General features: G+C 63.1%; 17 protein-coding genes, 1 tRNA gene and 4 pseudogenes. 18 read left to right on the plus strand and 4 right to left on the minus strand.

The annotated features are described in order from the left end of the window. Positions 1 to 15: 15 nt before the first annotated feature. From X751_RS140635 to X751_RS1000000167115, 6 genes and pseudogenes are all read left to right on the plus strand, one after another. Positions 16 to 396: a hypothetical protein gene (locus X751_RS140635; RefSeq protein ID WP_023735222.1), complete on the plus strand. Its 381-nt coding sequence runs from the start codon at positions 16 to 18 to the stop codon at positions 394 to 396. A 13-nt stretch (positions 397 to 409) separates the two neighbouring features. Next, on the plus strand, positions 410 to 817 hold the full coding sequence (locus X751_RS140630; protein ID WP_023735221.1) for a VOC family protein: 408 nt from the start codon (positions 410 to 412) through the stop codon (positions 815 to 817). Positions 818 to 908: 91 nt separating this feature from the next. After that, positions 909 to 983 (plus strand) — tRNA-Glu (locus tag X751_RS140625). A 683-nt stretch (positions 984 to 1,666) separates the two neighbouring features. After that, a pseudogene (locus X751_RS01000000164120) lies at positions 1,667 to 2,295 on the plus strand (VOC family protein). Continuing rightward, positions 2,279 to 3,154, plus strand: a complete 876-nt coding sequence (locus tag X751_RS140620) for a glutathione S-transferase family protein (protein ID WP_023696433.1) — start codon at positions 2,279 to 2,281, stop codon at positions 3,152 to 3,154. The pseudogene X751_RS01000000164120 and the gene X751_RS140620 overlap by 17 nt, the downstream one beginning before the upstream one ends. A 55-nt stretch (positions 3,155 to 3,209) precedes the next feature. After that, positions 3,210 to 3,470, plus strand: coding sequence for a hypothetical protein (locus X751_RS1000000167115; protein ID WP_032887139.1), 261 nt, complete (start codon positions 3,210 to 3,212; stop codon positions 3,468 to 3,470). A 135-nt stretch (positions 3,471 to 3,605) separates the two neighbouring features. Here the strand turns inward: X751_RS1000000167115 and X751_RS140615 are convergent, their stop codons facing one another. Next, positions 3,606 to 3,821, minus strand: a complete 216-nt coding sequence (locus tag X751_RS140615) for a hypothetical protein (protein ID WP_023690098.1) — start codon at positions 3,819 to 3,821, stop codon at positions 3,606 to 3,608. 292 nt (positions 3,822 to 4,113) lie between these two features. Here X751_RS140615 and X751_RS140610 point away from each other — a divergent pair, with 292 nt between their 5' ends. Then, positions 4,114 to 5,019 (plus strand): DUF2865 domain-containing protein, encoded by a 906-nt coding sequence (locus X751_RS140610; protein ID WP_023737394.1) that lies wholly within the window; start codon positions 4,114 to 4,116, stop codon positions 5,017 to 5,019. Between the two features lie 110 nt (positions 5,020 to 5,129). Here the strand turns inward: X751_RS140610 and X751_RS140605 are convergent, their stop codons facing one another. Then, a complete protein-coding gene (locus X751_RS140605; protein WP_023742935.1) occupies positions 5,130 to 5,486 on the minus strand; it encodes a hypothetical protein in 357 nt (118 codons plus the stop codon). Between the two features lie 188 nt (positions 5,487 to 5,674). On the opposite strand from X751_RS140605, the pseudogene X751_RS01000000164130 reads away from it, so the two are divergent. The 7 genes and pseudogenes from X751_RS01000000164130 to phoB all read left to right on the plus strand — a co-directional run bounded on the left by X751_RS01000000164130 (position 5,675) and on the right by phoB (position 17,000). Further along, positions 5,675 to 10,313 (plus strand): annotated as a pseudogene (locus X751_RS01000000164130) (PAS domain-containing protein). 496 nt (positions 10,314 to 10,809) lie between these two features. Then, positions 10,810 to 11,838, plus strand: coding sequence for a substrate-binding domain-containing protein (locus tag X751_RS140600; protein WP_023670113.1), 1,029 nt, complete (start codon positions 10,810 to 10,812; stop codon positions 11,836 to 11,838). Positions 11,839 to 11,933: 95 nt separating this feature from the next. Next, entirely contained in the window at positions 11,934 to 13,394 is a 1,461-nt protein-coding gene (gene pstC / locus X751_RS140595) for a phosphate ABC transporter permease subunit PstC (RefSeq protein WP_023745782.1), read from the plus strand. Further along, positions 13,391 to 14,707, plus strand: coding sequence for a phosphate ABC transporter permease PstA (pstA, locus tag X751_RS140590; RefSeq protein WP_023683971.1), 1,317 nt, complete (start codon positions 13,391 to 13,393; stop codon positions 14,705 to 14,707). The genes pstC and pstA overlap by 4 nt, the downstream gene beginning before the upstream one ends. Before the next feature lie 17 nt (positions 14,708 to 14,724). Continuing rightward, on the plus strand, positions 14,725 to 15,549 hold the full coding sequence (gene pstB, locus X751_RS140585) for a phosphate ABC transporter ATP-binding protein PstB (RefSeq protein WP_023670110.1): 825 nt from the start codon (positions 14,725 to 14,727) through the stop codon (positions 15,547 to 15,549). A 40-nt stretch (positions 15,550 to 15,589) separates the two neighbouring features. Then, entirely contained in the window at positions 15,590 to 16,294 is a 705-nt protein-coding gene (gene phoU, locus X751_RS140580; protein ID WP_023670109.1) for a phosphate signaling complex protein PhoU, read from the plus strand. A gap of 16 nt (positions 16,295 to 16,310) precedes the next feature. Further along, positions 16,311 to 17,000 carry a phosphate regulon transcriptional regulator PhoB gene (gene phoB, locus X751_RS140575; RefSeq protein ID WP_023822590.1) on the plus strand — a complete coding sequence of 230 codons (690 nt, stop codon included), beginning with the start codon at positions 16,311 to 16,313 and terminating at the stop codon, positions 16,998 to 17,000. A 30-nt stretch (positions 17,001 to 17,030) separates the two neighbouring features. On the opposite strand, the pseudogene X751_RS0134010 reads toward phoB, so the two are convergent. Then, positions 17,031 to 17,576 (minus strand): annotated as a pseudogene (locus X751_RS0134010) (ROK family protein); the annotation flags it as partial. Positions 17,577 to 17,611: 35 nt separating this feature from the next. Further along, a pseudogene (locus tag X751_RS0134015) lies at positions 17,612 to 18,373 on the minus strand (ROK family protein); the annotation flags it as partial. A gap of 265 nt (positions 18,374 to 18,638) precedes the next feature. On the opposite strand from X751_RS0134015, the gene xylF reads away from it, so the two are divergent. From xylF to X751_RS140555, 4 genes are all read left to right on the plus strand, one after another. Continuing rightward, positions 18,639 to 19,679 carry a D-xylose ABC transporter substrate-binding protein gene (gene xylF, locus X751_RS140570; protein ID WP_023683968.1) on the plus strand — a complete coding sequence of 347 codons (1,041 nt, stop codon included), beginning with the start codon at positions 18,639 to 18,641 and terminating at the stop codon, positions 19,677 to 19,679. Between the two features lie 144 nt (positions 19,680 to 19,823). Then, a complete protein-coding gene (locus X751_RS140565) occupies positions 19,824 to 21,140 on the plus strand; it encodes a sugar ABC transporter permease (RefSeq protein ID WP_023745783.1) in 1,317 nt (438 codons plus the stop codon). Positions 21,141 to 21,152: 12 nt separating this feature from the next. Then, entirely contained in the window at positions 21,153 to 21,950 is a 798-nt protein-coding gene (locus X751_RS140560) for an ATP-binding cassette domain-containing protein (RefSeq protein ID WP_023670104.1), read from the plus strand. Between the two features lie 155 nt (positions 21,951 to 22,105). Beyond that, entirely contained in the window at positions 22,106 to 23,752 is a 1,647-nt protein-coding gene (locus tag X751_RS140555; RefSeq protein ID WP_023745784.1) for a CHASE domain-containing protein, read from the plus strand. Positions 23,753 to 23,767 lie beyond the last annotated feature (15 nt).

Consider the following 23,767-nt stretch of genomic DNA (forward strand, 5'->3'; position numbering starts at 1 on the left):
CCGGAAAGTTCTGCCATGGCCCGGCCCGTTGCCGATGAAGAAGAAAAGCCGCTCGATCCCGAGATCGAAAAGGTGCGCGGCAGGCTCATCCGTTTCATGGCCATCAATCTCGGCCTGCTTTTGCTGGCCCTTATGGTGGTGATCGCGGCCATTGTCTACAAATCGCGCAAAGCGCCGCCCGCGAACCCGCCGCTCGCCAACGACATTCCAGTTCCGCCCGGCGAGCCGCTCGTGGCCGACATAGTGCTCCCGGTCGGAGCCAAGGTGATCAGCCAGGCTCTGTCGGGCAATCGCATTTCGATCGACGCCGAGATCAGCGACGGCAGCCGCACCATCTTCGTCTACGACATCGCCGAGCGCCGTATCATCGGCCGCTTCGCCATCCGCAACAAATGAGCGGGCCGAAACAATGACCGGGTTTGCCGACCATCGCCGCATCGCAACCATCACGCTCGTCGTCGCCGACTATGACGAGGCGATCGCCTGGTATGTCGGCAAGCTTGGCTTTGTCCTCTGCGACGACATCGAGCTCGGCGACGGCAAGCGCTGGGTGACGGTAACGCCGGCGGTCGGGCAAGGGCCCCGGCTGCTTCTGGCGGAAGCGTTGGACGATGTGCAGAAGAGCCGCGTCGGCGACCAGACCGGAGGCCGCGTGGTTTTGTTTCTCGAAACCGATGATTTTGCCAGGGACCATGCGACGATGCTGGAAAACGGCGTCGAGTTCCACGAAACGCCACGCCATGAGCCTTACGGCACCGTGGCGGTTTTCGCCGACCTCTATGGCAATCTGTGGGACCTGATCGAGCCGAAACGCTAGGTCCACGAACCGACATTGCACAGAAGCGGTCCGGCCGTTCGAAGCCAGTTGCTTTTTCCAAACCGTCAGCCTATATCGCCGGTTCTTGAACGCGCCCATCGTCTAGCGGTCAGGACACCGCCCTCTCACGGCGGGAACAGGGGTTCGATTCCCCTTGGGCGTACCAAGCAACGACTTTCCTTCCGCATCATCGAAAATTTCGGGCAGCAGCCGCGCGGATCGCGTGTGACCGCGAGGGTCGGCGGCATCAGCGAAATTCGGCAAGTCCGCGCACCCGAATACACCCAATTTAAGTCAGGCCGCGACGCTTGAAAGCGTAGCGATCTCTGTTACTTGCGGTGCGGGGATAGCATCTGCGGCAACGCGGATTTGGTTGGGCATAGCAAGTATGAGTTCGGCAAAAATGATATGCTCGCGCTGTCACGGCAGCGGGCAGGTTTTCGATTGCTTGAAATGGCGTGAGTCGAAAGGGCATTGCTGCCCGCAAGGTACGCATCGGGCCGGCTGTCCCGGGCAGACCATGGCATGCGCCGAATGCGCGGGCCTGGGCACGCTGGCGGAGGCCGAACTTAGAGCCGTCGCTTAGCCAAGATTCGACAACCTTGAGCGCTTGGCTCTCCACGCATCGTTAGCTATCGTCGCTTCTGGCGCGGCGCTGCCAATTGCACTAGCATCATTGTACGAAGCCTTTCCAAAGGGCTCGTTACGGCGCGCAAAACGCCGGGGAACAGATAGGGGGAAACGCCGCCAGGCATGCACATCGGCCACGCGCATGGCGTGCGGCGATGGTATGAGGTGGCGGGATCCAAGCTCGCCCCGGAAGGCGAGGGGTCGGCGAGGAGGAGACCGATGCAGAAACTGCAGTCGCAGGGCGTCCATCACATCACGCTCGTCGGCGCCGGCCGCCAGACCTCGATCGATTTCTGGGAGGGCGTGCTCGGCATGCCGTTCATTTTCGAGCAGCCCAACCTCGACAAGCCAAGCGAAAGCCATCTTTATTTCGATCCCGGCGACGGCAGGCTGATCACCGTCTTCACCGACGAGAGCCGCACGCCGGTCAAGCGGCGCACGCCGACCGAACCGGGCTGCGTCCATCATATTGCGTTCTCGGTGTCNTGTCGCGCGTGACCTTCCTGCAGGCGGTCGCTCGGCTCGATGAGCGCGCCATCAAGCACAGCGGCGTCAAGGATCGCGGCTTCATGGATTCGATCTATTTCGAGGATCCGCTCGGCCTCTTGATCGAACTCGCCTCCTATCGCTTCGATCCGCCGGCAGGTTTCACCCATGCCGACGTGCTGATGCAGGCGCACAAGCTGCGCGTTGCGCGCGGCGACTACAACATCGCCGAAGTACACCTTGCCGACGCGATCCAGACGCTGGTCGAATGGTCGCGCGCGACCTTGTCAGACGACCGGACGCCGAAGAATCCATACCGACGGCCAGCAAAAGGGGAGGACCACAATGGCAAAGACAGTTAAGAGCGCTGGCAAACCAGCGGCCAAGCCAGCAGTAAAAGAGGCAGTGAAGCCGGCGGCAAAAGCGGCCGTAAAGGCCGCGCCGAAGGCAGCCGCAAAGCCGGCCGCCAAAACCGCGACGAGGCCGGCTGCCAGGAAATCCGCGCCGAAGGCCAAGGCGGCGAAAAAACCTGCGCTGAAGCTCTCGATGCTGAAGCCAAGCGTCAACAACATGACCGTTCGGGTGTTTGCCCGTGCAGCCGGGTTCGACGCCGCCGAGACCGACGCCTGGGGCCACACGCGGTCGCCGGAATATATGGCGCGCAATCCGGCGCATCTGACGCCGATGATCGAGGACAAGGGGCTGCCGCGCGGCGTGCTGTGGGAGAGCTGTGCCATCATGCAGTATCTCGCCAACAAGCACGGGCTGGAGAAATTCTATCCCAAGGCACCGGCCAAGCGGGCGATGGTCGACAGCGCCATGTTCTACCTGATCGGCACGCTCTACCCCTATGTGGCGCGCGCCACCTATCCGGCGCTGGGTTTCCCGCACTATGCCGGCGAGGTCGGCCATAGCGACGCTCATCCGGAGAAGAAGTCCGAGGCGCAGAAGGCCGCCATGGCGGCGATTGCCGAGCCGCTGGAGGTGTTTCACTCCTTCTTCAGGGACGGCAAGCCGTTCATCGGCGGCAAGCACCCGTCGATCGCCGACATACGCCTGGCATCGACGCTGGAGTTCCTGGCCGTCATCGACTATGCGCTGCCAAAATGGGCCAAGGAGTATGTCGCGGCGATGGAGAAGAAACTCGGCAAGGCCTATGCCGAGCCGGCCGGCGACGTGCGCGGCTACATCGCCTATGTGAAGTCGCAGGCCAGCGCGTAAAGCTAAGGATTCATTAACCAGAACGCTGTCTATTGAAGGCACCGCGCGACCACGGATGTACTGGCGCAAGGGTGAAGGGAAAGGTCGGCGCAATGCCGGCCTTTTGCTTTTCGCCGATGCGCCATCAGGCCCGTCTCATGCCGTAAAGTCTGACATCAGGATCAAGGTCGATGGCGATGCCGATACCAGGAAGTCATTCGTCGACGCCGCAACCACTGCCCTGCAAAAGTGCCTCCCGTTGAGCTTCTCGCCGACGCTGGCGCAAGGCGTCGCGGGCAATGTCTTCACCGTGCAATTCGCTTCGCCCAAGCAGTAGGCGAGCGGGCGAGCGTTTCACCGTTTTCACAGAAACGGCGACCCCCTCTCTCGTTGTCTTTACGCAATTCCCAGGGGAAAGCGCTACGCGCTTTTCCCGGAAAAACGACTCACACTTTTCCTGAAGTTGCTCTGATCAGTTGTGCGGGCGTCTGATATCGACATGCCGCTGCAGTTCCGGCGTCTCGAAGACGTAGTCGGCCCAGGCGGATTCCGGAATCTGTCCGGCCAGATAGCATTCCAGCAACAGGCTCTGTTCGGGATCGAGCGCTCTCGGCGCCCGCTCATGGTCCAGCCCCAGCGAGTGGAACAGGTTCCTGGTCAGGCCAGAGACAGTGAAGTGAATAGACATCTTCGTCTCCTTTGCCCGACACAACGCGAGACACCGGAGAAAGGTTTCATCCGCAAGGGCCCGATAACGCGGGATCGATGATTGCGGCGGCCCGGGCTCGCCCGAGCCTGGCCTCGTCGCAATCTTGAAACAAAAGTGTAATAGCGAATTTACAGGAACCGGCATAATACACTCGGCATAAAATACCTGGCGGTTGCTGGCGTCTCTTGAATTAGACTTACCTCACGCATTGAGGCTCAATCGGCTGGAGCGGCGATCGGCTCCACAGGGGTACAAGGACGAGGTGTCGCCGATGATGCGTTTGTGGCTTGTCGTGACCTTTGCACTGGTGTCGGCAAGCGTCCTCGGCATTTCGGCTTCCCTTGCCGATCCATGCGCCGCGCTCAGGAGCCAGCTGGCACCGTCCGGCCGCAGCGGCGGGATCAGCTCCGAGCTTGCGCAGCTGCGTCGCCAGCTTGCGGCGATCCAGGGGCTGGAGAGGCAACGCCGGTGCACGGCGCAAAGTGCGGTGGGGGGCTTCTTCAATGCTTGCGCCGACCTCGCCAAAAGCCGCACACAGGTGCAACGCCAGATCGCCGGCGCCGCGATTTCGCGCCGGGATGCGTCCGGACTGCAGGCCAGGCTCGTCGCGCTCGGCTGCACGCCCGCCGCCGGGCAACAAAGACAGCGTCCGGCTGGCGCCATGATCGGCAGCAATTCGATGCTGTTTTGCGTTCGTCTCTCCGACGGCTATTTCTTCCCGGCGCCGAAATCGCAGTTCGTGCAAGGCGGCGATGTCAAGGAGATGGTCGATCAGTGCCGCTACATCTGCGACGATGCCGGCGTCGACCTGTACACGCTCAGTGATCCAAGCCTTGAAACCGAAGAGATGGTCGCGCTCGATACGCGCACATCCTACAAGGACCTGCCGACGGCCTTCAAATATCGCAATGATGCGAACTTCAGGGCCTGCGACCTCAAGCGCTATCACCGGCGCGTTGCCGAGCTGAGAGCGCGCACGGTGACGCCAGCCAATATGGCCAACGCGATCATTCCTTTGCCGTCAGCGAAGCCGGATCTTGGCACCGTGGCGCAACTTCTCCAGCCTGGCGCAGACGCTGCAGAGGCCAGGGGCGCCGCCCAGCGACAATCGGTCGAGCCATTGGCCGGCTCGCGGCCGGTCAGGGTGGTCGGGCCGGCTTTCTTCCCGGCGGAGTAACCTGCGCCTAGAGCGTTTCACCGAAACGGCGAACCGCTCTATGTCTTTGTTTTACGCAATTCCGGACGGAAAACCGTTTCACACTTTTCCTGGAATTGCTCTAGTACCAGCTATTCGCAAACCATCCTGTAGCGTTTGCCGGGTTCGCTGACATTCTTGCAGGTGAGCGGATTGGCCGGTTCGGAAGCCATGCTGGGCGGGCTGGACCTGACGTGCCGGCTTGGCGCAGCTATTTGTGTCGTGTGCCTGCGTGCCGCGAGCCGGTAGGGCTCCTGCGGCGGCGGCGTCGGAAACACACCGGCTGCCGCCTGCATCCGGCTGGCCTCAGTCTGCGACGGATCGCGATCCCAGACCCGCCTGATATCGAGCGGCTTCGGGATCACCACCGTGCCGTCATAGCTGCGTGCGCAGCCGCTGCCCGCAAGCAGCGCCAGGCACAGGAAACAAGGCACGATCCAACCGGTCATCAGCAACACCCCCGCCGACTTATAGCCCGGCCGGGGTTCCGCCGACAACCGGCGGAATACCGCAGGGCAATGTGGCTCTGGCCGCAGTCTGGATTGGTTATGGTTAGCGGATCATTAATGCTTCTCGGGCACATTCCGCCGGCGAACCGCTGAGGGGGTTCGGCCTTGGCTTTCGGGGTGGGAACGGGATGGCTGACGGGACTGTTGGAACACGCGGCGGACGCGGTTCCCGAAAAGGGGTGGTGAACGGCGAGGATACGTCCGTCGGGGGTTCGCCCGAAGCGCTGCGCGAACTGGTCGAGGCCGGCGCCGACTGGGTCTGGGAGACCGACGCCGAGCTGCGCTTTTCCTGGCTTTCGGAGAACTACCAGGCCGCCACCGGCATCGATCCCGCCAGCATACTTGGCCGTTTCCGCTTCGATTTCCTCAAGCAGATGGTGCACGGCAATCGACACGCCGCCGCGCATCTGGAGGATCTGCAGGCGCATCGGCCGTTTCGCGACTTTGTTTATGAGTTGAAGGGCGGCCGTCCCGGCTGCCGCTGGGTTTCGATCACCGGTTCCCCGCGGTTCGACGGCGAAGGCGAATTCATCGGCTATCGCGGCATCGGCCGCAACGTCACGGCACTGGCCGGTGCGCTGGACGAACTGCGGGAGGAGGAGAGCGATCCGCCGGCCGGCGAGGCCACGCAGCACCTCGCCGATCTCGAGCGGACGATGGATGCCATGCATATGGGCGTCGTGGTGCTTGACGCGAAGTTCGATACGCTCATCGTCAACAAGGCCTATCGCGAGCTCTCCAGGATTCCCGACGGCGCCGTCACGGTCGGCGCGCCGTTCAGCCTGTTGATGGAACTCAACCGCCGCAACGGCATCTACGGCGATCTCGATGAACAGCAGTGGCAGCACTACCTCGCCACCCGCATCGAGGAGATCAGCGCCGGCTCGGTTGCGCCACGCGAATTTCTCCATGCCAACGGCAGGACGATGATGTTCTCGGTGACGGCATTGTCCGGCGGCAAGCGGCTGTTGACCTACTACGACGTCTCCGAGCTCAAGCGTCGCGACGCAGAGATCGAGAGTGCCAACGCCAAAATCACGGAGACCTTCGCCAATCTTCGCACGATGGTCGACCAGATGCCGATCGGCGTGCTTGTCCTCGATGCGGAGATGCGCGCGGAGGTGATCAACCGCGCCTTCTATGATTTCTGGGAAATCGATCCCCGACGCGCCGGCATCGGCTGCGGCTTCCGCGAACTGATGCAGGCCAGCCGCGATATGGACCCGTACGGTGCTGACGATGCCGAATGGCAGGGCCACATCGCCGAGCGCGAAGCAGAAATCTCGGCCGGCCTGGTTGGCTCCAGGCAACTGCCACGCAATGACGGCCGTACGCTGATTGCCTCGCTGGCGCCGCTCGCCGGCGGCAAAAGGCTGATCTCCTATGTCGACGTCACCAACATGAAGGATCGCGAGGCTGAACTCGCCCAAGCGCTGGAGAAATCGCGGCTGGCCGAGGCGGTGATCAACGGCGTCAAGGACCCGATCTTCGTCAAGGACGACAATCTGCGTTTCGTCTTCGTCAATGAGGCGTTTTCGGCACTGTTCGGACAGAGCCCGCAAGCGATGCTGGGCAGGCCCGGCGGCGACTTCCTCAAGCAAAAGGACGCCGCGCAATTCGAAGACAGCGAACGCGCCGTGCTGGCGACCGGCACGCCCTACGAGGTCGAGGAGACTTTCGACGCCGAGGGCGCCAGCCGCTCGCGCATCGTGCGCAAGAACCGCGTCGGCATGCCCAGCGGCCGCAACTATGTCGCCGGTTTCCTGTTCGACATCTCCGACATGAAGCGCCGCGAGACCGAAGCCGAGGACGCCCGCAAGAACCTCACCACGGTGCTGGAGTCGCTGCCGGCGGCCGTCATCATCTATGACCGCGACGACAAGTTCGTCTTTGCAAACCGCAAGCTGCAGGACACGCTGCCGGAGCTGAAACCGGCATGGCAGCCCGGCCGCAGCTTCCGCGAGGCCCTGGAACTCGGACATTCGGTCGGCTATTTCCGATCGAGCGGCGATCGAGAAATCGATAGGCTCTATGAAGGCGACCCCGATGTCTGGCTCAATGCCATCCTCGCCCGCTATCGCCTGCCCAACTCGTCCTATGAGCGCCTCAATGCGGACGGCCGCTGGTATCAGGTCTACGATATGCGCACCGAGGACGGCACCTTCATCGGCGTGCGCGTCGACATCTCGGAGATCAAGAGCCGCGAAAAGGCGCTGCAGGAAAGCATGCGCCAGATCGACCTGTTCCGCCACGTCATGGACGAACTGCCGGTCGCCGCCTTCATCAAGGCGCAGGATCTGAGCATGGAATTCGTCAACAAGGCCTGGTGCGCGCTGACCGGCATCCCCAAGGAGGAAGTCATCGGCCGGACCGATCTCCAGCTTTTCGGCATCGACGACGCCGAAACCTACACCCATGACGACACCGAGGTCGTCGTCACCGGCCGCGGCCGCGAGATCGAGGAGCCCGTTACCCATCGCGACGGCACGGTGCGGCAATTGATGACGCGCAAGAGCCGGCTGGTGGCGCTCGATGGGTCGGTGCACCTTGTCGGCTCCAGCACCGACATCACCGACGTCAAGGCGCGCGAGCAGGCGCTGGAAGAGAGCATGCGCGAGAACGAGGTGTTCCGCAATCTCATCGACAACGTGCCGGTGTCGATCTACGCCAAGCGCTCCGACCTCAGGCAGTTCTACGTCAACAAGGGCTGGTGCGACCTCACCGGCCTCCGCAGGGAAGACGCGATCGGCAAGACGGACATCGAGATTTTCGGCGAAGANGGGCTGGTGCGACCTCACCGGCCTCCGCAGGGAAGACGCGATCGGCAAGACGGACATCGAGATTTTCGGCGAAGACGGCGAAGCCTTCGTCAACAGCGATCTCGCCGTGCTGCGCACAGGCGATACACAGGAGATCGAGGAAACGGTGACGCTTGCCGACGGCAGCGTGCGCCACCAGTTCGCCCGCAAGGGCGCGATGATCGCGTCCGACGGTTCGCTCTATCTGATTGGGTCGACCACCGACATCACCGAACTGAAGCTGCGCGAGGCCGAACTGCGCGAGGCGCGCCAGCGCGCCGTGCTGGCCGACCGCGCCAAGTCGGAATTCCTGGCCAATATGAGCCACGAGATCCGCACGCCGATGAACGGCGTACTCGGCATGGCCGAGTTGCTGGCCAAATCCGACCTCGATCCCAAGCAGAAGACGTTCACCGATATCATCGTCAAGTCGGGTAACGCGCTCTTGACCATCATCAACGACATACTGGACTTCTCCAAGATCGATGCCGGACAGCTGGTGCTCGACCCTGCGCCCTTCAACCTGCCCGAAGCGATCGAGGATGTGGCGACGCTGATATCGACGCGCGCCAAGGAGAAGGACCTCGAGCTCATCGTGCGCGTCGAGCCGGGCCTGGAAAGCCTGTTCGTCGGCGATGTCGGTCGCGTCAGGCAGATCGTCACCAATCTGGTCGGCAACGCGGTGAAGTTTACCGACGAAGGCCACGTGCTGGTCGACGTTACCGGACAAAGGGGGCCGACGGGGACAAAGCTTACCGTTTCGGTCACCGACACCGGCATCGGCATTCCGCAGCAGAAACTGAAGCTCGTCTTCGAAAAATTCAGTCAGGCCGACACCTCGTCGACCAGACGCCACGAAGGCACAGGGCTCGGGCTCGCCATCACCTCGCGGCTGGTCGAGTTGATGGGCGGCGAGATCGGTGTCGAGAGCGCCGAAGGCAAGGGCTCGACCTTCTGGTTCACCGTGACATTGCCCAGGGCCGAGGAACAGACCGGACGGCGGATCATGCCGGTCGACGTGACCGGCTCACGGGTGCTGATCGTCGACGACAATGCCGTCAACCGATCGATCCTGAGCGAGCAGATGGCGTCATGGACCTTCGATTCCTGCGCCGCCGAAAGCGGACCCGAAGGGCTCAAGGTGCTGGTCGCCGCGGCTGCCTACGGCGTGCCGGTCGACTGCGTCGTGCTCGATTATCAGATGCCGGGGATGAGCGGCGCCGAAATGGCGCGCGTCGTGCGCAACACCGCAGGGCTGGCCGACACGCCGATCATCATGCTGACCTCGGTCGACCAGTCGCTCGCCAACACCAGCTATCGCGATCTCGGCATCGACGCCCAGCTGATCAAGCCGGCGCGTTCCTCGGTGCTTCTGGAAACGCTGGTCGCCACCATCCAGCGGCACCATCACAATATCACGGACGGCCGTGTGCTGCCGGCGGCAAGCAGCGGTTCCGGCGGCGGCAGGAACGAACCGTCGCCGGCAAAGCCGCCGCTCGCTGCATCGGAACGCGCCTTGCTGCAACCGCCGCCGGTTCGTGCCCGCGCCCGGGCCGTCGGGGATGAAAGCCGGCTCGACATTCTCGTTGCCGAGGACAATGAGGTGAACCAGATGGTGTTCACCCAGATAATCGGCGAAACCGGCTACAGTTTCGAAATCGTCGGCAACGGCCGCAAGGCGCTCGACGCCTTCGGCCGGCTTAATCCGCGCATGATCCTGATGGACGTCTCGATGCCGGAGATGAACGGGCTCGAGGCCACCGCCGCAATTCGCCGGCTGGAAGAACATACGGGAATGCATATCCCGATCGTCGGCGTCACCGCGCATGCCTTGAAGGGCGACCGTGAGCGCTGCCTGGAAGCCGGCATGGACGACTATCTGCCCAAGCCGATCAGCCCCAGGGCGCTGCTCGAAAAGGTCGAGCGCTGGGTCGGCATATCAGGCGAAGCCCAACGAGACGCTGGATAGCAACCTGCGGCGCCGCCGGGATTCGGCCGCGCCGCAACAGCCAAGGATATGGTGCGATCGCACCATATCAAAGCTGGCGCCCAGTCAGGACAATGGTCGCAACGAAACCGCTCATTCAGTTACGGGCGGGAGCAAGCGACCGCCGACAAGAAACAGCGTCGAATCTACCCCAACGGACCTGTTTTTGGCGATGGCTCGGCCAAGATTCGCTCTGGTCACGGGCAACGCGCTCCCGTCCGGTTTTTCTTTCTCGGCATCGCGGCCTGCGGTGTGCCGGGACTTGATGCCAGCACGAATCGCGCAAGCGTCTGATTCCAGCGGCAACTTCCATTCCCACAAACCGGCTTAAAGGGTGCGGCCCACAAGACGTCTGTGCGACGTTACCGGGCTGACACGAAACTGTCATGCGACTGTAATAATCGAAGGCTATTGGCCTCAGCGGGCGCCGGTTTGAAGAGGGCGCCAAGAGACCATCTTCCGAACAGGAGCAGGCCACATGAAGAAATTCCTCGTTACGGCATCGGCCGTGGCGGTAGCGTTCGCCGCATCGTCCGGTGTCGCCGCTGCGCGTGACCAGATCCAGGTCGCCGGTTCGTCGACCGTGCTGCCTTACGCCAAGATCGTCGCCGAGCAGTTCGGCGAAACCTTCACCAACTTCAAGACCCCGGTGGTCGAGTCCGGCGGCAGCGGCGCCGGCATCAAGGAGTTCTGCAAGGGCGTCGGCGAAGACACGATCGATATCGCCAACTCCTCGCGCCCGATCAAGAAGGACGAGCTGAAGTCCTGCGCCGACGCCGGCGTCAAGGACGTCCAGGAAGTCCGCATCGGCTATGACGGCATCGTCTTTGCCACCGACATCAAGGGTCCGGACTGGGCGCTGGTTCCCGCCGACATCTACAAGGCGCTCGCCGCCAAGCTGGTGGTCGACGGCAAGCTGGTCGACAACCCGAACACCAAGTGGAACCAGGTCAATCCGAAGCTGCCCGACTGGGATATCGCCGCCTATATCCCGGGTGAGAAGCACGGCACCCGTGAAGTGTTCGAGACCAAGCTGCTCGACGCCGGCTGCGACAAGGCCGCTTTGAAGGCTGCCGGCATCGCCGACGACAAGGAAATCGGCAAGACCTGCATCGCCATCCGCAAGGACGGCAAGGCTGTCGACATCGATGGCGACTACACCGAGACGCTGGCCCGCATCGACTCCAACAAGACCGGCGTTGGCGTGTTCGGCCTCGCCTTCTACGAGAACAATGCCGACAAGCTGAAGGTCGCTACCGTGGAAGGCATCGTGCCTTCGACGCAGACCATCGCCGATGGCACGTACCCCGTGTCGCGGCCGTTGTTCTTCTACGTCAAGAAGGCGCATCTGGGCGTCGTTCCCGGCCTCAAGGAATATGTCGAGTTCTTCCTTGATGACCAGATGATCGGCCCGGAAAGCCCGCTCGCCCAGTACGGCCTGGTTTCCGCTCCCGACGCCGAACGTCAGGGCCAGCGCGACGCCTTCGCCGCCGGAAAGACAATGTAATCAACGGACGGATCAGGGCGCGGATGAACTCCGCGCCCTGATTTCGCCGCTTGCCGCAACGGCGGCGGCGATCTGAATTTTCCCTGGGGTGGGTTATGTCGTCCTTGCTCGTACTCGCCATAGTCATTGCCATAGGCGTGGTCGCTTTTGTAGTCGGCCGCCAGCGCGCCGCGGCGCAGGATACCGGCAAGGTCAAGCCGCATTCGCGCGCGCATTATCATGGCTGGTGGGCCTTTCTGCTCGCGGTCCTGCCTGCCGTCCTTTTGCTCGCCGTCTGGGATATCGGCTCTTCCTTCTATCTCGACCGGCATATCCATGCCGCTTTGCCCGAGCGCACCGCCGACACAAAGGTCGCCAGCGAAGCGCTCGACGCCAGCCTGGTGAAGAGCCTGGCCAAGGGCCTGCGTCGGCTCGATGGCGATACCGCACTTCCCGCTACTTTCGCCGAATTGCAGCCGCTGCTCGCCGCCAAGGGCGTGGCACTGGCCAGCGACACCCAGGACTATATGATCCCGATCGCGGTCGAGGCGAACCAGGTCCAGGACCGGCTCGGCCTGTTCAGCGCCGTGCTGACCTTCGCGCTGTCGGTCGCCGGCGCCTTCTATGCGCTGAGGCAGATCGCGCCGCGCGCCAGGGCGCGCAACAACGTCGAGAAGCTGATGCTGTGGGGGCTGCTTGCGGCCTCGACCATCGCCATCCTGACCACGGTCGGCATCGTGCTGTCGATGCTGTCCCAGACCATCACCTTCTTCGAGAGCGTGTCGCCGATGAGCTTCTTCTTCGGCACGGTGTGGGATCCGCGTTTCGCCGCCGCCGGTTCCGGCGGCAGCCAGGGTCAGTTCGGCCTGATCCCGCTTCTTGCCGGCACGCTCTACATCGCCGCCGTCGCCCTTCTGGTGGCAGTGCCGGTCGGGCTGATGTCGGCGGTCTACATGTCCGAATACGCCTCGCGCAGCGTCCGGTCGGTGGTCAAGCCCGCGCTTGAACTGCTGGCCGGCATCCCGACCATCGTCTACGGCATCTTCGCCGTGGTCACGCTCGGACCGTTCCTGCGCGACCTCTCGGCAGCCCTCACCGGCGGCTCTCCCTTCATCCAGGGCCAGAGCATCTTCACCGCCGGCCTGGTGATGGGCGTCATGCTGATCCCGGTCGTGTCCTCTTTGTCCGACGACATCATCACCGCGGTGCCGCGCGCAATGCGTGACGGCTCGCTCGGCCTCGGTGCCACGCGCTCCGAGACGATCAAGCGGGTGATCCTGCCGGCGGCACTGCCCGGCATCGTCGGCGCCATCCTGTTGACGGCGTCGCGCGCCATCGGCGAGACGATGATCGTCGTGCTGGCGGCGGGCGTCGCCGCCAATCTGACGGCCAATCCGTTCGAGGCGATGACGACCATCACCGTCAAGATTGTCAACCAGCTGACCGGCGATCTCGAGTTCAACTCACCGCAGACGCTGGTCGCCTTCGCGCTCGGCCTGACGCTGTTCGCGCTGACGCTGGTGATGAACATCGTCGCCCTCTACATCGTGCGCAAGTACCGGGAGCAGTACGAATGACCGACATCCCCCTGGACACGATGGCGGGTGCCGTCGCGCGTCCGCGCCGCGACATCGGGCTGAAGGCGCGCTATGCCGCCGAACGCCGGTTCCGCATCTATGGCGTGATTGCGATCTCGGTGGGCCTGGCGTTCCTGGCCATCATGCTGATCACCATCGTCTCGAAAGGCTACACCGCCTTCTGGCAGACGACCGTGACGCTGCCGGTGACCTTCGACGAGAAGGTGATCGATCCCTCCGGCAAGCGCGCCACCGACCCTACCGTGCTGATCAAGGCGAACTATCCCAAGCTCGCCGAAAACGCGCTGGTGGCCAAGCTCGGCATCGATCCGGCCAACAAGCCGATGATGCTGAAGCTCAAGGGCTTCCTGTCGGAAGGCGCCCGCGTCCAGCTGCGCGACATCGTCTCCGCCGATCCGTCGGTGATCGGCAGGACGCGTGACGTCGACATCCTGGCTGCCGCGAACCTCGACTCGGCCTTCAAGGGTCAGATCGACCTCGGCGTCGATGAAGCGCGCCGCAAGGTGTCCAACCAGCAGATCGACTGGATGAACAAGCTTAAAGCCGACGGCGTGATGGCCGAGCATTTCAACACCGGCCTGTTCACCTATGGCGCCTCCAGCCGGCCCGAAACGTCGGGCATGGGCGTGGCGATCATCGGCTCGTTCTACATGATGGTGATCGTGCTGTTGCTGGCGCTGCCGATCGGCGTCGCCGCCTCGATCTATCTCGAGGAATTCGCCAAGAAGAACCGCTTCACCGACCTGATCGAGGTCAACATCAACAATCTCGCGGCGGTGCCGTCGATCGTCTTCGGCCTGCTCGGCCTTGCCGTGTTCATCAACTTCCTCGGCATGCCGCGCTCGGCTTCCTTCGTCGGCGGCCTGGTGCTGACGCTGATGACGCTGCCGACCATCATCATCGCCACGCGCGCCGCCCTTGCCGCGGTGCCGCCGTCGATCCGCTCGGCGGCGCTCGGCCTCGGCGCCTCCAAGATGCAGATGGTGTTCCACCACATCCTGCCGCTTGCCGCTCCGGGCATCCTTACCGGCACCATCATCGGCCTGGCGCGTGCGCTCGGCGAGACAGCACCGCTGCTCTTGATCGGCATGGTCGCTTTCGTCGCCGATTATCCGACGACGCCTTTCGATCCGGCGACCGCGCTGCCGGTGCAGATCTATATGTGGGCAAACGAGGCTGAGCGCGCTTTTGTCGAGCGCATGTCCGGCGCCATCATCATCCTGCTCGTCTTCCTCATGGCCATGAACATCACCGCGATCGTGCTTCGGCGCCGGTTCGAGCGGCGCTGGTAGAAAAAAGGCAATTTGGTATGAACATCATGACCGAACAGTCCCTTGAAAATGCAGTGGGCGACAAAATGAACGCCAAGTCGAACGAAGTCATCAAGATGCGCGGCGACAAGGTCGGCGTCTTCTACGGCGAGAAGCAGGCGTTGTTCGACGTCAATCTCGACGTCCGCCAGAACCAGGTGACGGCGCTGATCGGCCCGTCCGGCTGCGGCAAGTCGACCTTCCTGCGCTGCCTCAACCGCATGAACGACACCATCGATTCGGCGCGGGTGACCGGCAAGATCACGCTCGATGAAGACGACATCTACGACAAGAACATCGATGTCGTCGAACTGCGCGCACGCGTCGGCATGGTGTTCCAGAAACCCAATCCGTTCCCGAAGTCGATCTACGAGAACGTCGCCTACGGCCCGCGCATCCATGGGCTGGCCAAGCGCAAGTCCGACATGGACCAGATCGTCGAGCAGAGCCTGAAGAAGGCGGCGATCTGGAACGAGGTCAAGGACCGCCTGCAGGAGCCCGGCACCGGCCTGTCCGGCGGCCAGCAGCAGCGCCTGTGCATCGCGCGCGCCATCGCCGTGTCGCCGGAAGTGATCCTGATGGATGAGCCCTGCTCGGCGCTTGATCCGATCGCCACCGCCCGTGTCGAGGAGCTGATCGACGAACTGCGCCAGAACTACACGATCGTCATCGTCACCCATTCGATGCAGCAGGCGGCGCGCGTGTCGCAGCGCACGGCGATGTTCCATCTCGGCTATCTCGTCGAGGAGGGCGCAACCGACAAGATGTTCACCAACCCCGACGACAAGCGCACCCAAGATTACATTACCGGCCGCTTCGGCTGAACCTTCCGGCGGGTGAATTTCAGGCACGAGGACCAAGATCATGGGTGAACATACCGTCGCCTCCTTCGATGAAGAGCTCGGGCAGATCAGCAAGCTGATCCGCGACATGGGCGATCTGGCAGGCTCGATGGTCAGCGGCTCGACCAGGGCGCTGCTCAATTCGGACAATGCGCTGGCACAGCGTGTCGTTTCCGACGACGCCATCATGGATGCGCGCCAGCGCGAACTGGACGACCGCGCCATCACGCTGATCGCCAAGCGCCAGCCGATGGCCAACGATCTGCGCGCCGTGGTCGGCTCGATCCGCATGGCCGGCGACCTCGAGCGCATCGGCGATCTCGCCAAGAACATCGCCAAACGCGTCGGCACCGTGGGCTTGAGCGTCACGCCGCGCGACCTCTCGCACTCCATCGATGCCATGGCGCAACTGGTGCTGATCCAGGTGCAAGGCGTCGTCGAGGAATATGCCGCCACCGATGCGGCAGCTCTTGCAAAACTCAGGAATGACGACGAGCGCATCGACGTCAAATACACGTCCGTGTTTCGTGAGCTCTTGACCTACATGATGGAAGACCCTCGCAACATCACCGCCTGCACGCATCTCTTGTTCTGCGCCAAGAATCTTGAGCGCATCGGCGATCATGTCACCAACATCGCCGAAAATGCGTATTATGTGCTGACCGGCCAGCAATTGCCCGCCAATCGTCCGAAGCAGGACGAGACGGCGATGGCCACGCCGGCCTGATGAGGGTGAACTGCCTATGATCGCGCCACGCATCATGGTCGTGGAGGACGAGGAGCCACTAGGCGTGCTCCTCCGCTACAACCTCGAATCCGAAGGCTATCAGGTCGAGGTGGTGACACGCGGCGACGAGGCCGAGATCCGCCTGCAGGAAAACGTGCCCGATCTCCTGGTGCTCGACTGGATGGTGCCGGCTGTTTCCGGCATCGAGCTCTGCCGGCGGCTTAGAGTGCGGCCCGAAACCGAGCGGCTGCCGATCATCATGCTGACCGCGCGCGGTGAGGAAAGCGACCGCGTGCGCGGCCTGTCCACCGGTGCCGACGACTATCTGGTCAAGCCATTCTCGACGCCGGAGTTCATGGCGCGCGTGAAAGCGCTGCTGCGCCGCGCCAAGCCGGAAGTGCTGTCGAGCGTGCTCAAGGTCGGCGACATCGTGCTCGATCGAGAATCGCACCGGGTCTACCGCAAGAAGAGCGAGATCAGGCTCGGACCGACCGAGTTCCGGCTGCTCGAATTCATGATGCGCCATCCCGGCCGCGTGTTCTCGCGCAGCCAACTGCTCGACAATGTCTGGGGCGAGACGATCTATATAGACGAGCGAACCGTCGACGTGCATGTCGGGCGGCTGCGCAAGGCCGTCAACAACGGCCGCATGCCGGATGTCATCCGTACCATTCGCGGCGCCGGCTACGCTATTAGGGAAGACTAGGATGCTGCGCGTCGCGCCGTTGCCGGCCATTCAGGCGACATGCTTGCCGGATTTCGCCTGAATGCCCGGCGCGAAAATCTCCTGGTCGACGAAGCCGAGCGCGCGCATGGCGCAGCCTTCGCGGATCAGCGGCAGCTCGTTGGGCTCGGTGTCGAAGGAGATCGATTTCGAGTGCTGGCCGCCGGCGGTCTGGGCGATCGCTTCGCGCAATGCCGGTTCGATCAGGTCGAAGGCGGCGGCGCTGACGCCGACCATGGCGACGGGTGCCGGATCGATCAGAGCAAACAGGCTGCCGAGGCCGAAGCCGAGCGCCTCACCGGCCCTGCGATAGGCTTCGCGCTCCGGGCCATCGGTTTCGCGGGCGCGCGCGGCGAGTGCGCGCATATCAGCGTCGCCGATATCGACCGGCTCGGCATCCTCGCCCATCATTTTGGCGCTGCGCCAGATGGCGTAGTTTCCGGCATAGGCCTCGACGCAGCCGCGCCGCCCGCAGCGGCAGAGCGCGCCGCCCGGACGGTGGATCATGTGGCCGAACTCGCCGCCCGAGGAATGGGTGCCGGTGAACAGTTCGCCTTTCNCGTGGTAACCGGCTGCCACCACCTTTCGCGCGTGCCGCCCGGACGGTGGATCATGTGGCCGAACTCGCCGCCCGAGGAATGGGTGCCGGTGAACAGTTCGCCTTTCAGCACCAGTCCCATGCCGATGCCGTGCGACAAGAGGATGGCGATAAAGTTGTCGCGGTAGCGCTCGGGCTGGCGCCATTGCAGCGCCACCGCCATCATATTGCAGTCGTTCTCCATGGTGGCCGGAATGCCGAATTCCACTTCCAACATGTCGGCGAAGGCAATGTCGGTCAGTGGCGTGATTGGCGACCACAGCATGGCGCGCGCCTGCGAATCGGTGATGCCCTGGATGCCCATGGCAATGCGGGCGATGCTCTGGACATCGAGGTCGGGATCCTCAAGCCGCCGCCGGACGATTGCTACGCATTCGCCAATCAGCTCGTCGCGCGGCTTGGTCAGCGTGTCCAGCCGGCGCTGTTCCTCGGCGACGACGTGGCCGGCATAGTCGATGACGGTGACGGACAGGAAATTGAGCGACAGCACGACGGTCATCACCGCCGCCGCTTCCGGGTTGAGGCCAAGGCCGACCTGCGGCCGGCCGCGTTTCAGTGCGCCTGTCTCGCCAGGTTTGCCTTCAATCAGGACGCCTTCTTGAATCAGATCAGACGAGATTGCCGATATGGTCGAGTGGCTGAGGCCGGTGGTCGCCGCAATCTCGGTCCGCGACGGCTGGCCGGCCCGGCGCACGGCCGAAATCACCATGGCACGGTTGCGACGGCGCAGATCGTCGTGGCGGATTCCAACCGACATTTGTTTCCTCCCGGCCTCCTCGCGCCTCATGATAGTGAAGGCGTTCGACGGCACCAGCCAAATATTGGCAGACGCCGGCAGCCCTGTCATTGTTTATTGCGGACCTCGAAAAAATTCGGCAAGGCCATCAGAATCCATCAGAATCGATGTTGACAGCGCCTTATCATTGAACCAGTATTTTTTCGAGGCTCGAAAAAATAGGGCCTCTGTGTGCCGGCCCTCGGGCCAGTTTTGTCGCGCCGCACGCGGCGCAGGGAGGATTATGATGAACAGATTTGCAGCCGCCATGCTGGCGGGTGTCGCCATGTCGCTGGCGCTGATGTCGGTCGCGCAGGCGAAGGACAAGGTCATCGGCGTGTCGTGGTCGAACTTCCAGGAAGAGCGCTGGAAGACCGACGAGGCGGCGATGAAAACGGCGATCGAGGCTGCCGGCGACAAGTACATTTCGGCCGACGCGCAGTCCAATCCCGGCAAGCAGCTGACCGACGTCGAAAGCCTGATCTCGCAGGGCGCCAACTCGCTGATCATCCTGGCGCAGGACGCCTCGGCCATCGGCCCGGCGGTGCAGAAGGCGCTGGACGAAGGCATTCCGGTCGTCGGCTATGACCGCCTGATCGAGAACAAGGACGTCTTCTACCTGACCTTCGATAACAAGGAAGTCGGCCGCATGCAGGCCCGCGAAGTGTTCAAGGCGAAGCCCGAAGGCAACTATGTCTTCATCAAGGGCTCGGGCTCGGATCCGAATGCCGATTTCCTGTTCTCGGGCTCGATGGAAGTGCTCAAGGAAGCCATCGACTCGGGCAAGATCAAGAATGTCGGCGAGGCCTATACCGATGGCTGGCTGCCGGCCAATGCCCAGAAGAACATGGAACAGTTCCTGACCGCCAATGACAACAAGGTCGATGCCGTGGTTGCGGCCAATGACGGCACCGCCGGCGGCGTTGTCGCCGCGCTGACGGCGCAGGGCCTTGCCGGAACGGTTCCGGTCTCCGGCCAGGACGGCGACCATGCCGCTCTGAACCGCATCGCGCTCGGCACGCAGACGGTGTCGGTGTGGAAGGACGCGCGCGAACTCGGCAAGAACGCCGCCGAGATCGCCTCGCAGCTTGCCGATGGCAAGAAGACGGGCGACATTGCCGGCGCCAAGGACTTCACCACGCCTGGCGGCAACACCGTCAAGTCGCTGTTCCTGACCCCCGTCGCGATCACCAAGGACAACCTCAACGTCGTCATCGACGCCGGCTGGATCAAGAAGGACGAAGTCTGCACGGGCGTCGCCGCCGGCAGCGTCGCGGCTTGCAACTGATCTCGATGACTTGAAGAAATGAGGCGCCGCGGCTGTCAAGCCGCGGCGTTTTCTCTACGAGAATTGTGTGTTTCCGCCATCGGCGGCAAACTTCTAGGCTGTGGTCCGGCATCCGCGCCAGACGGCAAGCCGCTGGAGGACATCATGACCGACACGACCTCAAATCCGCAGGCCGATACGGCACGAGCGTCTGAACTCGGCGCGGTCGCCCGGTTCCTGAAAGCGACCGAACTCGACACGCGTATGCTCGGCATGGTCGGCGCGCTGCTGGTCATCTGGGTCGGCATACATATCCTGTCGGGCGGGCTTTTCCTGACGCCGCGCAATCTTTGGAACCTGTCGGTGCAGACGTCCTCGGTCGCGATCATGGCGACCGGCATGGTATTGGTCATCGTGATGCGCAACATCGACCTTTCGGTGGGCTCCGTCGAAGGCGTGATCGGCATGATCATGGGCGTGGCACAGGCCGAATTCCTGATTCGCGTCATCGGCTTCCAGCTTGGAAACCCCTGGCTCTGGATCGTCGCGCTTGCCGCCGGCGTGGTGCTTGGTCTGCTGATCGGCGCGTTCCAGGGCTTCATCATCGCCTATATGCAGGTTCCGGCCTTCATCGTGACGCTTGGTGGCCTGCTGGTCTGGCGTGGCATGGCATGGCTCATCACCAGCGGGCGCACGGTCGCGCCACTCGACGCCACCTTCCAGCTGATGGGCGGCGGACCACGCGGCTCGATTGGCGCCGCTGCCAGCTGGATGGTCGGCATCGTCGCCTGCGCGGCGGTCGCCTTCGCGCTGCTCAACGGTCGCTCGCAGCGCAAGCGCTTCAGCTTTCCACTGCGCCCCGTCTGGGCCGAGACCCTGCTTGGCGTGGTCGCTTGCGCGGCCATCCTCGGCGCCGTGTGGATCGCCAATTCCTATCCATGGCCGATCGGCGTCGTGCGCCAGTACGCACAGCAGAACGGCATCACCGTTCCCGAAGGCGGGCTGTTCATCGCGCATGGCATCGCCATACCGGTGCTGATGGCGGTGACTGTCGGCATCATCATGACGTTTATCACCAAGCGCACGCGTTTCGGCCGCTATGTCTTCGCCATCGGCGGCAATCCGGAGGCAGCGGAACTCGCCGGCATCAACACGCGCTGGGTGACCATGAAGGTGTTCATGATCATGGGTGTGCTGGCTGCAATCAGCGCGGCGATCTCGTCTGCCCGTCTCAATGCGTCGACCAACGCGCTGGGCACACTGGACGAGCTTTTGGTGATCGCGGCCGCTGTCATCGGCGGCACGTCGCTCGCGGGCGGCGCCGGAACGGTGATGGGGGCCATGCTCGGCGCGCTTCTGATGCAGTCGCTGCAATCCGGCATGGTGCTGCTCGGCATCGACTCGCCGCTCCAGAGCATTGTCGTTGGCGCCGTCCTGGTTATCGCCGTCTGGCTCGACACCGTCTATCGCAAGCGCGTCTAGGGAGGAACGATTATGGAAAAAACTGCTCCCACCGGTACGCCACTGATCGACATGCGCAACATCTCGATCGCGTTCGGTGGCATTCGCGCCGTCGACGATGCGTCCATCGATCTTTTCCCGGGCGAAGTGGTGGCGCTGCTTGGCCACAACGGCGCCGGTAAGTCGACGCTGATCAAGATCCTGTCGGGCGCCTACAAGCGCGATGCCGGCCAGATCCTGGTCAACGGCCAGGAGGCCTCGATCTCCAATCCGCGCGACGCCAAGAAATACGGCATCGAAACGATCTACCAGACGCTTGCGCTGGCCGACAATGTCGACGCTGCCGCCAACCTCTTCCTCGGCCGCGAACTGATGACCGCGTGGGGGACACTCGACGATGTCGCCATGGAGGCCGAGGCGCGCAAGGTGATGGGCCGGCTCAATCCGCGCTTCCAGCGCTTCAAGGAGCCCGTGATCAAGCTATCGGGCGGCCAGCGCCAGTCGGTGGCGATCGCACGCGCCATCCTGTTCAACGCCCGCATCCTGATCATGGACGAACCGACGGCCGCGCTTGGGCCGCAGGAGACGGCGCAGGTCGGCGAACTGGTAAAGCAGCTCAAGGCCGAGGGCATCGGCATTTTCCTGATCAGCCACGACATTCACGACGTGTTCGAGCTTGCCGACCGGGTCTGCGTAATGAAGAACGGCCAGGTCGTCGGCACCGCGCTCACCACCGATGTGACGCAGGACGAAGTGCTCGGCATGATCATCTTGGGAAAGTGTCCGCCCGGCGCCATTCCCGGTCCGGGTGCGCTGAAGATCGCGGCCTGAGACCACGATATCATCGGCTCTCATCTTCACCGATGTTCGACCGATAAGCCGGCTAAATATACGTGATATGCCAGCCGTCATTATGGCTTGGCCGCGCCATTGTCTTGCCGCGGCGAGTTGCCCATAAAGGTTCCCGAACCGTCCATGGGCCTGCGTTGAAGAAGTTTTTCCCGATCCTTGCCTTCATTGCCGTTGCACTGATCAGCCTTACGATGGCGGGCTTCGCCTATTTCGCCACCCAGGAAGCGGCGCGCATCAAGTTCGAGGCGACGGCCGACGACGCGCTCAACCGCATCGAAAGCCGTATCGATCTGCATCTGTCACTGCTGCGCTCGACGCAGGCGCTGTTCGACGCCCGCAATGGCGAGATTTCAGGTAGCGAATTCAAGGCCTTCTTCAGCGCCCTCGATGTCGATAACAATTTCGCCGGCCTGCGCGGCATCGGCTATCTCAGGCTGGCCAAGACCGGTGACGAAGCGGCGGTCGAGCGCGACATGTTGCGCGACCGCGGCGCCGCCCACACGGTCTATCCGGACACGACACAGCCATGGCGCACGCCCGTCGTGCTGTTCGAGCCGCTCGACCCTGCCAACGAATCCACCATCGGCTACGACATGTTCACCGAGCCGGTGCGGCGCGAGGCGATCGAAAAAGCGCTGGCCGATGACGCACAGCACGCAAGCGGTCTGGTCCAACTCGGCCAGGACACGGGCGCGGCGCAGACCTTTACCGGTTTCCTGGTCTTCGTCAGGCTCAATGTCGAAACCGCGCCGGATGGTATCAACGCGTCCAGATCATCGACATCAGGCCTTCTCTACGCGGCCTTCCGCGCCCGCGACCTGTTCCAGACCGCGCTCAGCCGCACGCCTTTGCTGCCGGTCAACACCGCGGTCTATGACGGCACGGCCGACGCCGACAATCTTCTGTTCCAGTCGGAAACGCCGCCGGTTGCGAGCTTTGGCGACAGGCTGTTGGTGACGCGCAAGATCATCGTCGCCGGTCGGCCGTGGACGGTGCTGTTTCGGCCGACAAGTGCATTTTCGCAACCGTCCTCGCGCGCCATTCCGGTCATGCTCGGGCTGTTCGGCCTGCTTCTGGCCGGCGCCATAGCGTTGGTGGCGCGCTATCAGGAGCGCGCCTACGACGCCAAGTCGCTGCTGCATGAAACGACGGAAAAAAGCCTGCTCGAAAAGGATTTGATGCTGCAGGAGATGAAGCATCGAATCAAGAATTCGATCACGCGGGTGCTGGCGATTGCGCGCCAGACGGCGGCGCAAGCAACCGACGTGCAGGAGTTCTCAACTTCCTTCTCGGCCCGCCTCCAGGCAATGGCGGCTTCCCAGGATATGCTGACGCGTTCGCGCTGGCAGAAGGCCGATCTTGGCGACCTGCTGCGCATCGAGCTCGGCCAGGTGTTCGGCAAGGAGCTTCCGGAAGGGATATTGTCAGGGCCTCAGGTGCTTCTCGACGAGAGGACGACGCAGGCGCTTGGCCTGACCTTTCACGAGCTGGCGACGAATGCGCTGAAATATGGCGAGGCCGGCAATTCCGTGGGTGCGCTGAAGGTCAACTGGTCGTTCGAGGGGCGCGGGTCTGAGCGGATGCTGGTTCTGAACTGGCGCGAGGCCGGGCAGAAGGAACTCGAAGCGCCGGCGAAGACCGGCTTCGGCACCAAGCTGATCGACCTCAATGTCACGCGCGAATTGCGCGGCACGATTGCCCGAGATTTTCGCGTCGATGGGCTTACGGTGGAAATCAGGATCCCGCAGCCTGATGCAGTCAAACAAACGGAGACCGGCTGACCGGTCTCCGTCGCG

This window comes from Mesorhizobium sp. LNJC394B00 (assembly GCF_000502555.1).
GTDB lineage: Bacteria > Pseudomonadota > Alphaproteobacteria > Rhizobiales > Rhizobiaceae > Mesorhizobium.

Excerpts from the sequence above, each read along its gene's own strand:
- X751_RS140630 (WP_023735221.1), top strand. The coding sequence starts at position 410 with ATGACCGGGTTTGCCGACCATCGCCGCATCGCAACCATCACGCTCGTC.
- X751_RS140600 (WP_023670113.1), top strand. The coding sequence starts at position 10,810 with ATGAAGAAATTCCTCGTTACGGCATCGGCCGTGGCGGTAGCGTTCGCC.
- phoU (WP_023670109.1), top strand. The coding sequence starts at position 15,590 with ATGGGTGAACATACCGTCGCCTCCTTCGATGAAGAGCTCGGGCAGATC.
- pstA (WP_023683971.1), top strand. The coding sequence starts at position 13,391 with ATGACCGACATCCCCCTGGACACGATGGCGGGTGCCGTCGCGCGTCCG.
- phoB (WP_023822590.1), top strand. The coding sequence starts at position 16,311 with ATGATCGCGCCACGCATCATGGTCGTGGAGGACGAGGAGCCACTAGGC.
- X751_RS140610 (WP_023737394.1), top strand. The coding sequence starts at position 4,114 with ATGATGCGTTTGTGGCTTGTCGTGACCTTTGCACTGGTGTCGGCAAGC.
- pstC (WP_023745782.1), top strand. The coding sequence starts at position 11,934 with ATGTCGTCCTTGCTCGTACTCGCCATAGTCATTGCCATAGGCGTGGTC.
- X751_RS140565 (WP_023745783.1), top strand. The coding sequence starts at position 19,824 with ATGACCGACACGACCTCAAATCCGCAGGCCGATACGGCACGAGCGTCT.
- X751_RS140615 (WP_023690098.1), bottom strand. The coding sequence starts at position 3,821 with ATGTCTATTCACTTCACTGTCTCTGGCCTGACCAGGAACCTGTTCCAC.
- X751_RS140560 (WP_023670104.1), top strand. The coding sequence starts at position 21,153 with ATGGAAAAAACTGCTCCCACCGGTACGCCACTGATCGACATGCGCAAC.
- X751_RS140635 (WP_023735222.1), top strand. The coding sequence starts at position 16 with ATGGCCCGGCCCGTTGCCGATGAAGAAGAAAAGCCGCTCGATCCCGAG.
- X751_RS1000000167115 (WP_032887139.1), top strand. The coding sequence starts at position 3,210 with ATGTACTGGCGCAAGGGTGAAGGGAAAGGTCGGCGCAATGCCGGCCTT.
- X751_RS140605 (WP_023742935.1), bottom strand. The coding sequence starts at position 5,486 with ATGACCGGTTGGATCGTGCCTTGTTTCCTGTGCCTGGCGCTGCTTGCG.
- xylF (WP_023683968.1), top strand. The coding sequence starts at position 18,639 with ATGAACAGATTTGCAGCCGCCATGCTGGCGGGTGTCGCCATGTCGCTG.
- pstB (WP_023670110.1), top strand. The coding sequence starts at position 14,725 with ATGAACATCATGACCGAACAGTCCCTTGAAAATGCAGTGGGCGACAAA.
- X751_RS140620 (WP_023696433.1), top strand. The coding sequence starts at position 2,279 with ATGGCAAAGACAGTTAAGAGCGCTGGCAAACCAGCGGCCAAGCCAGCA.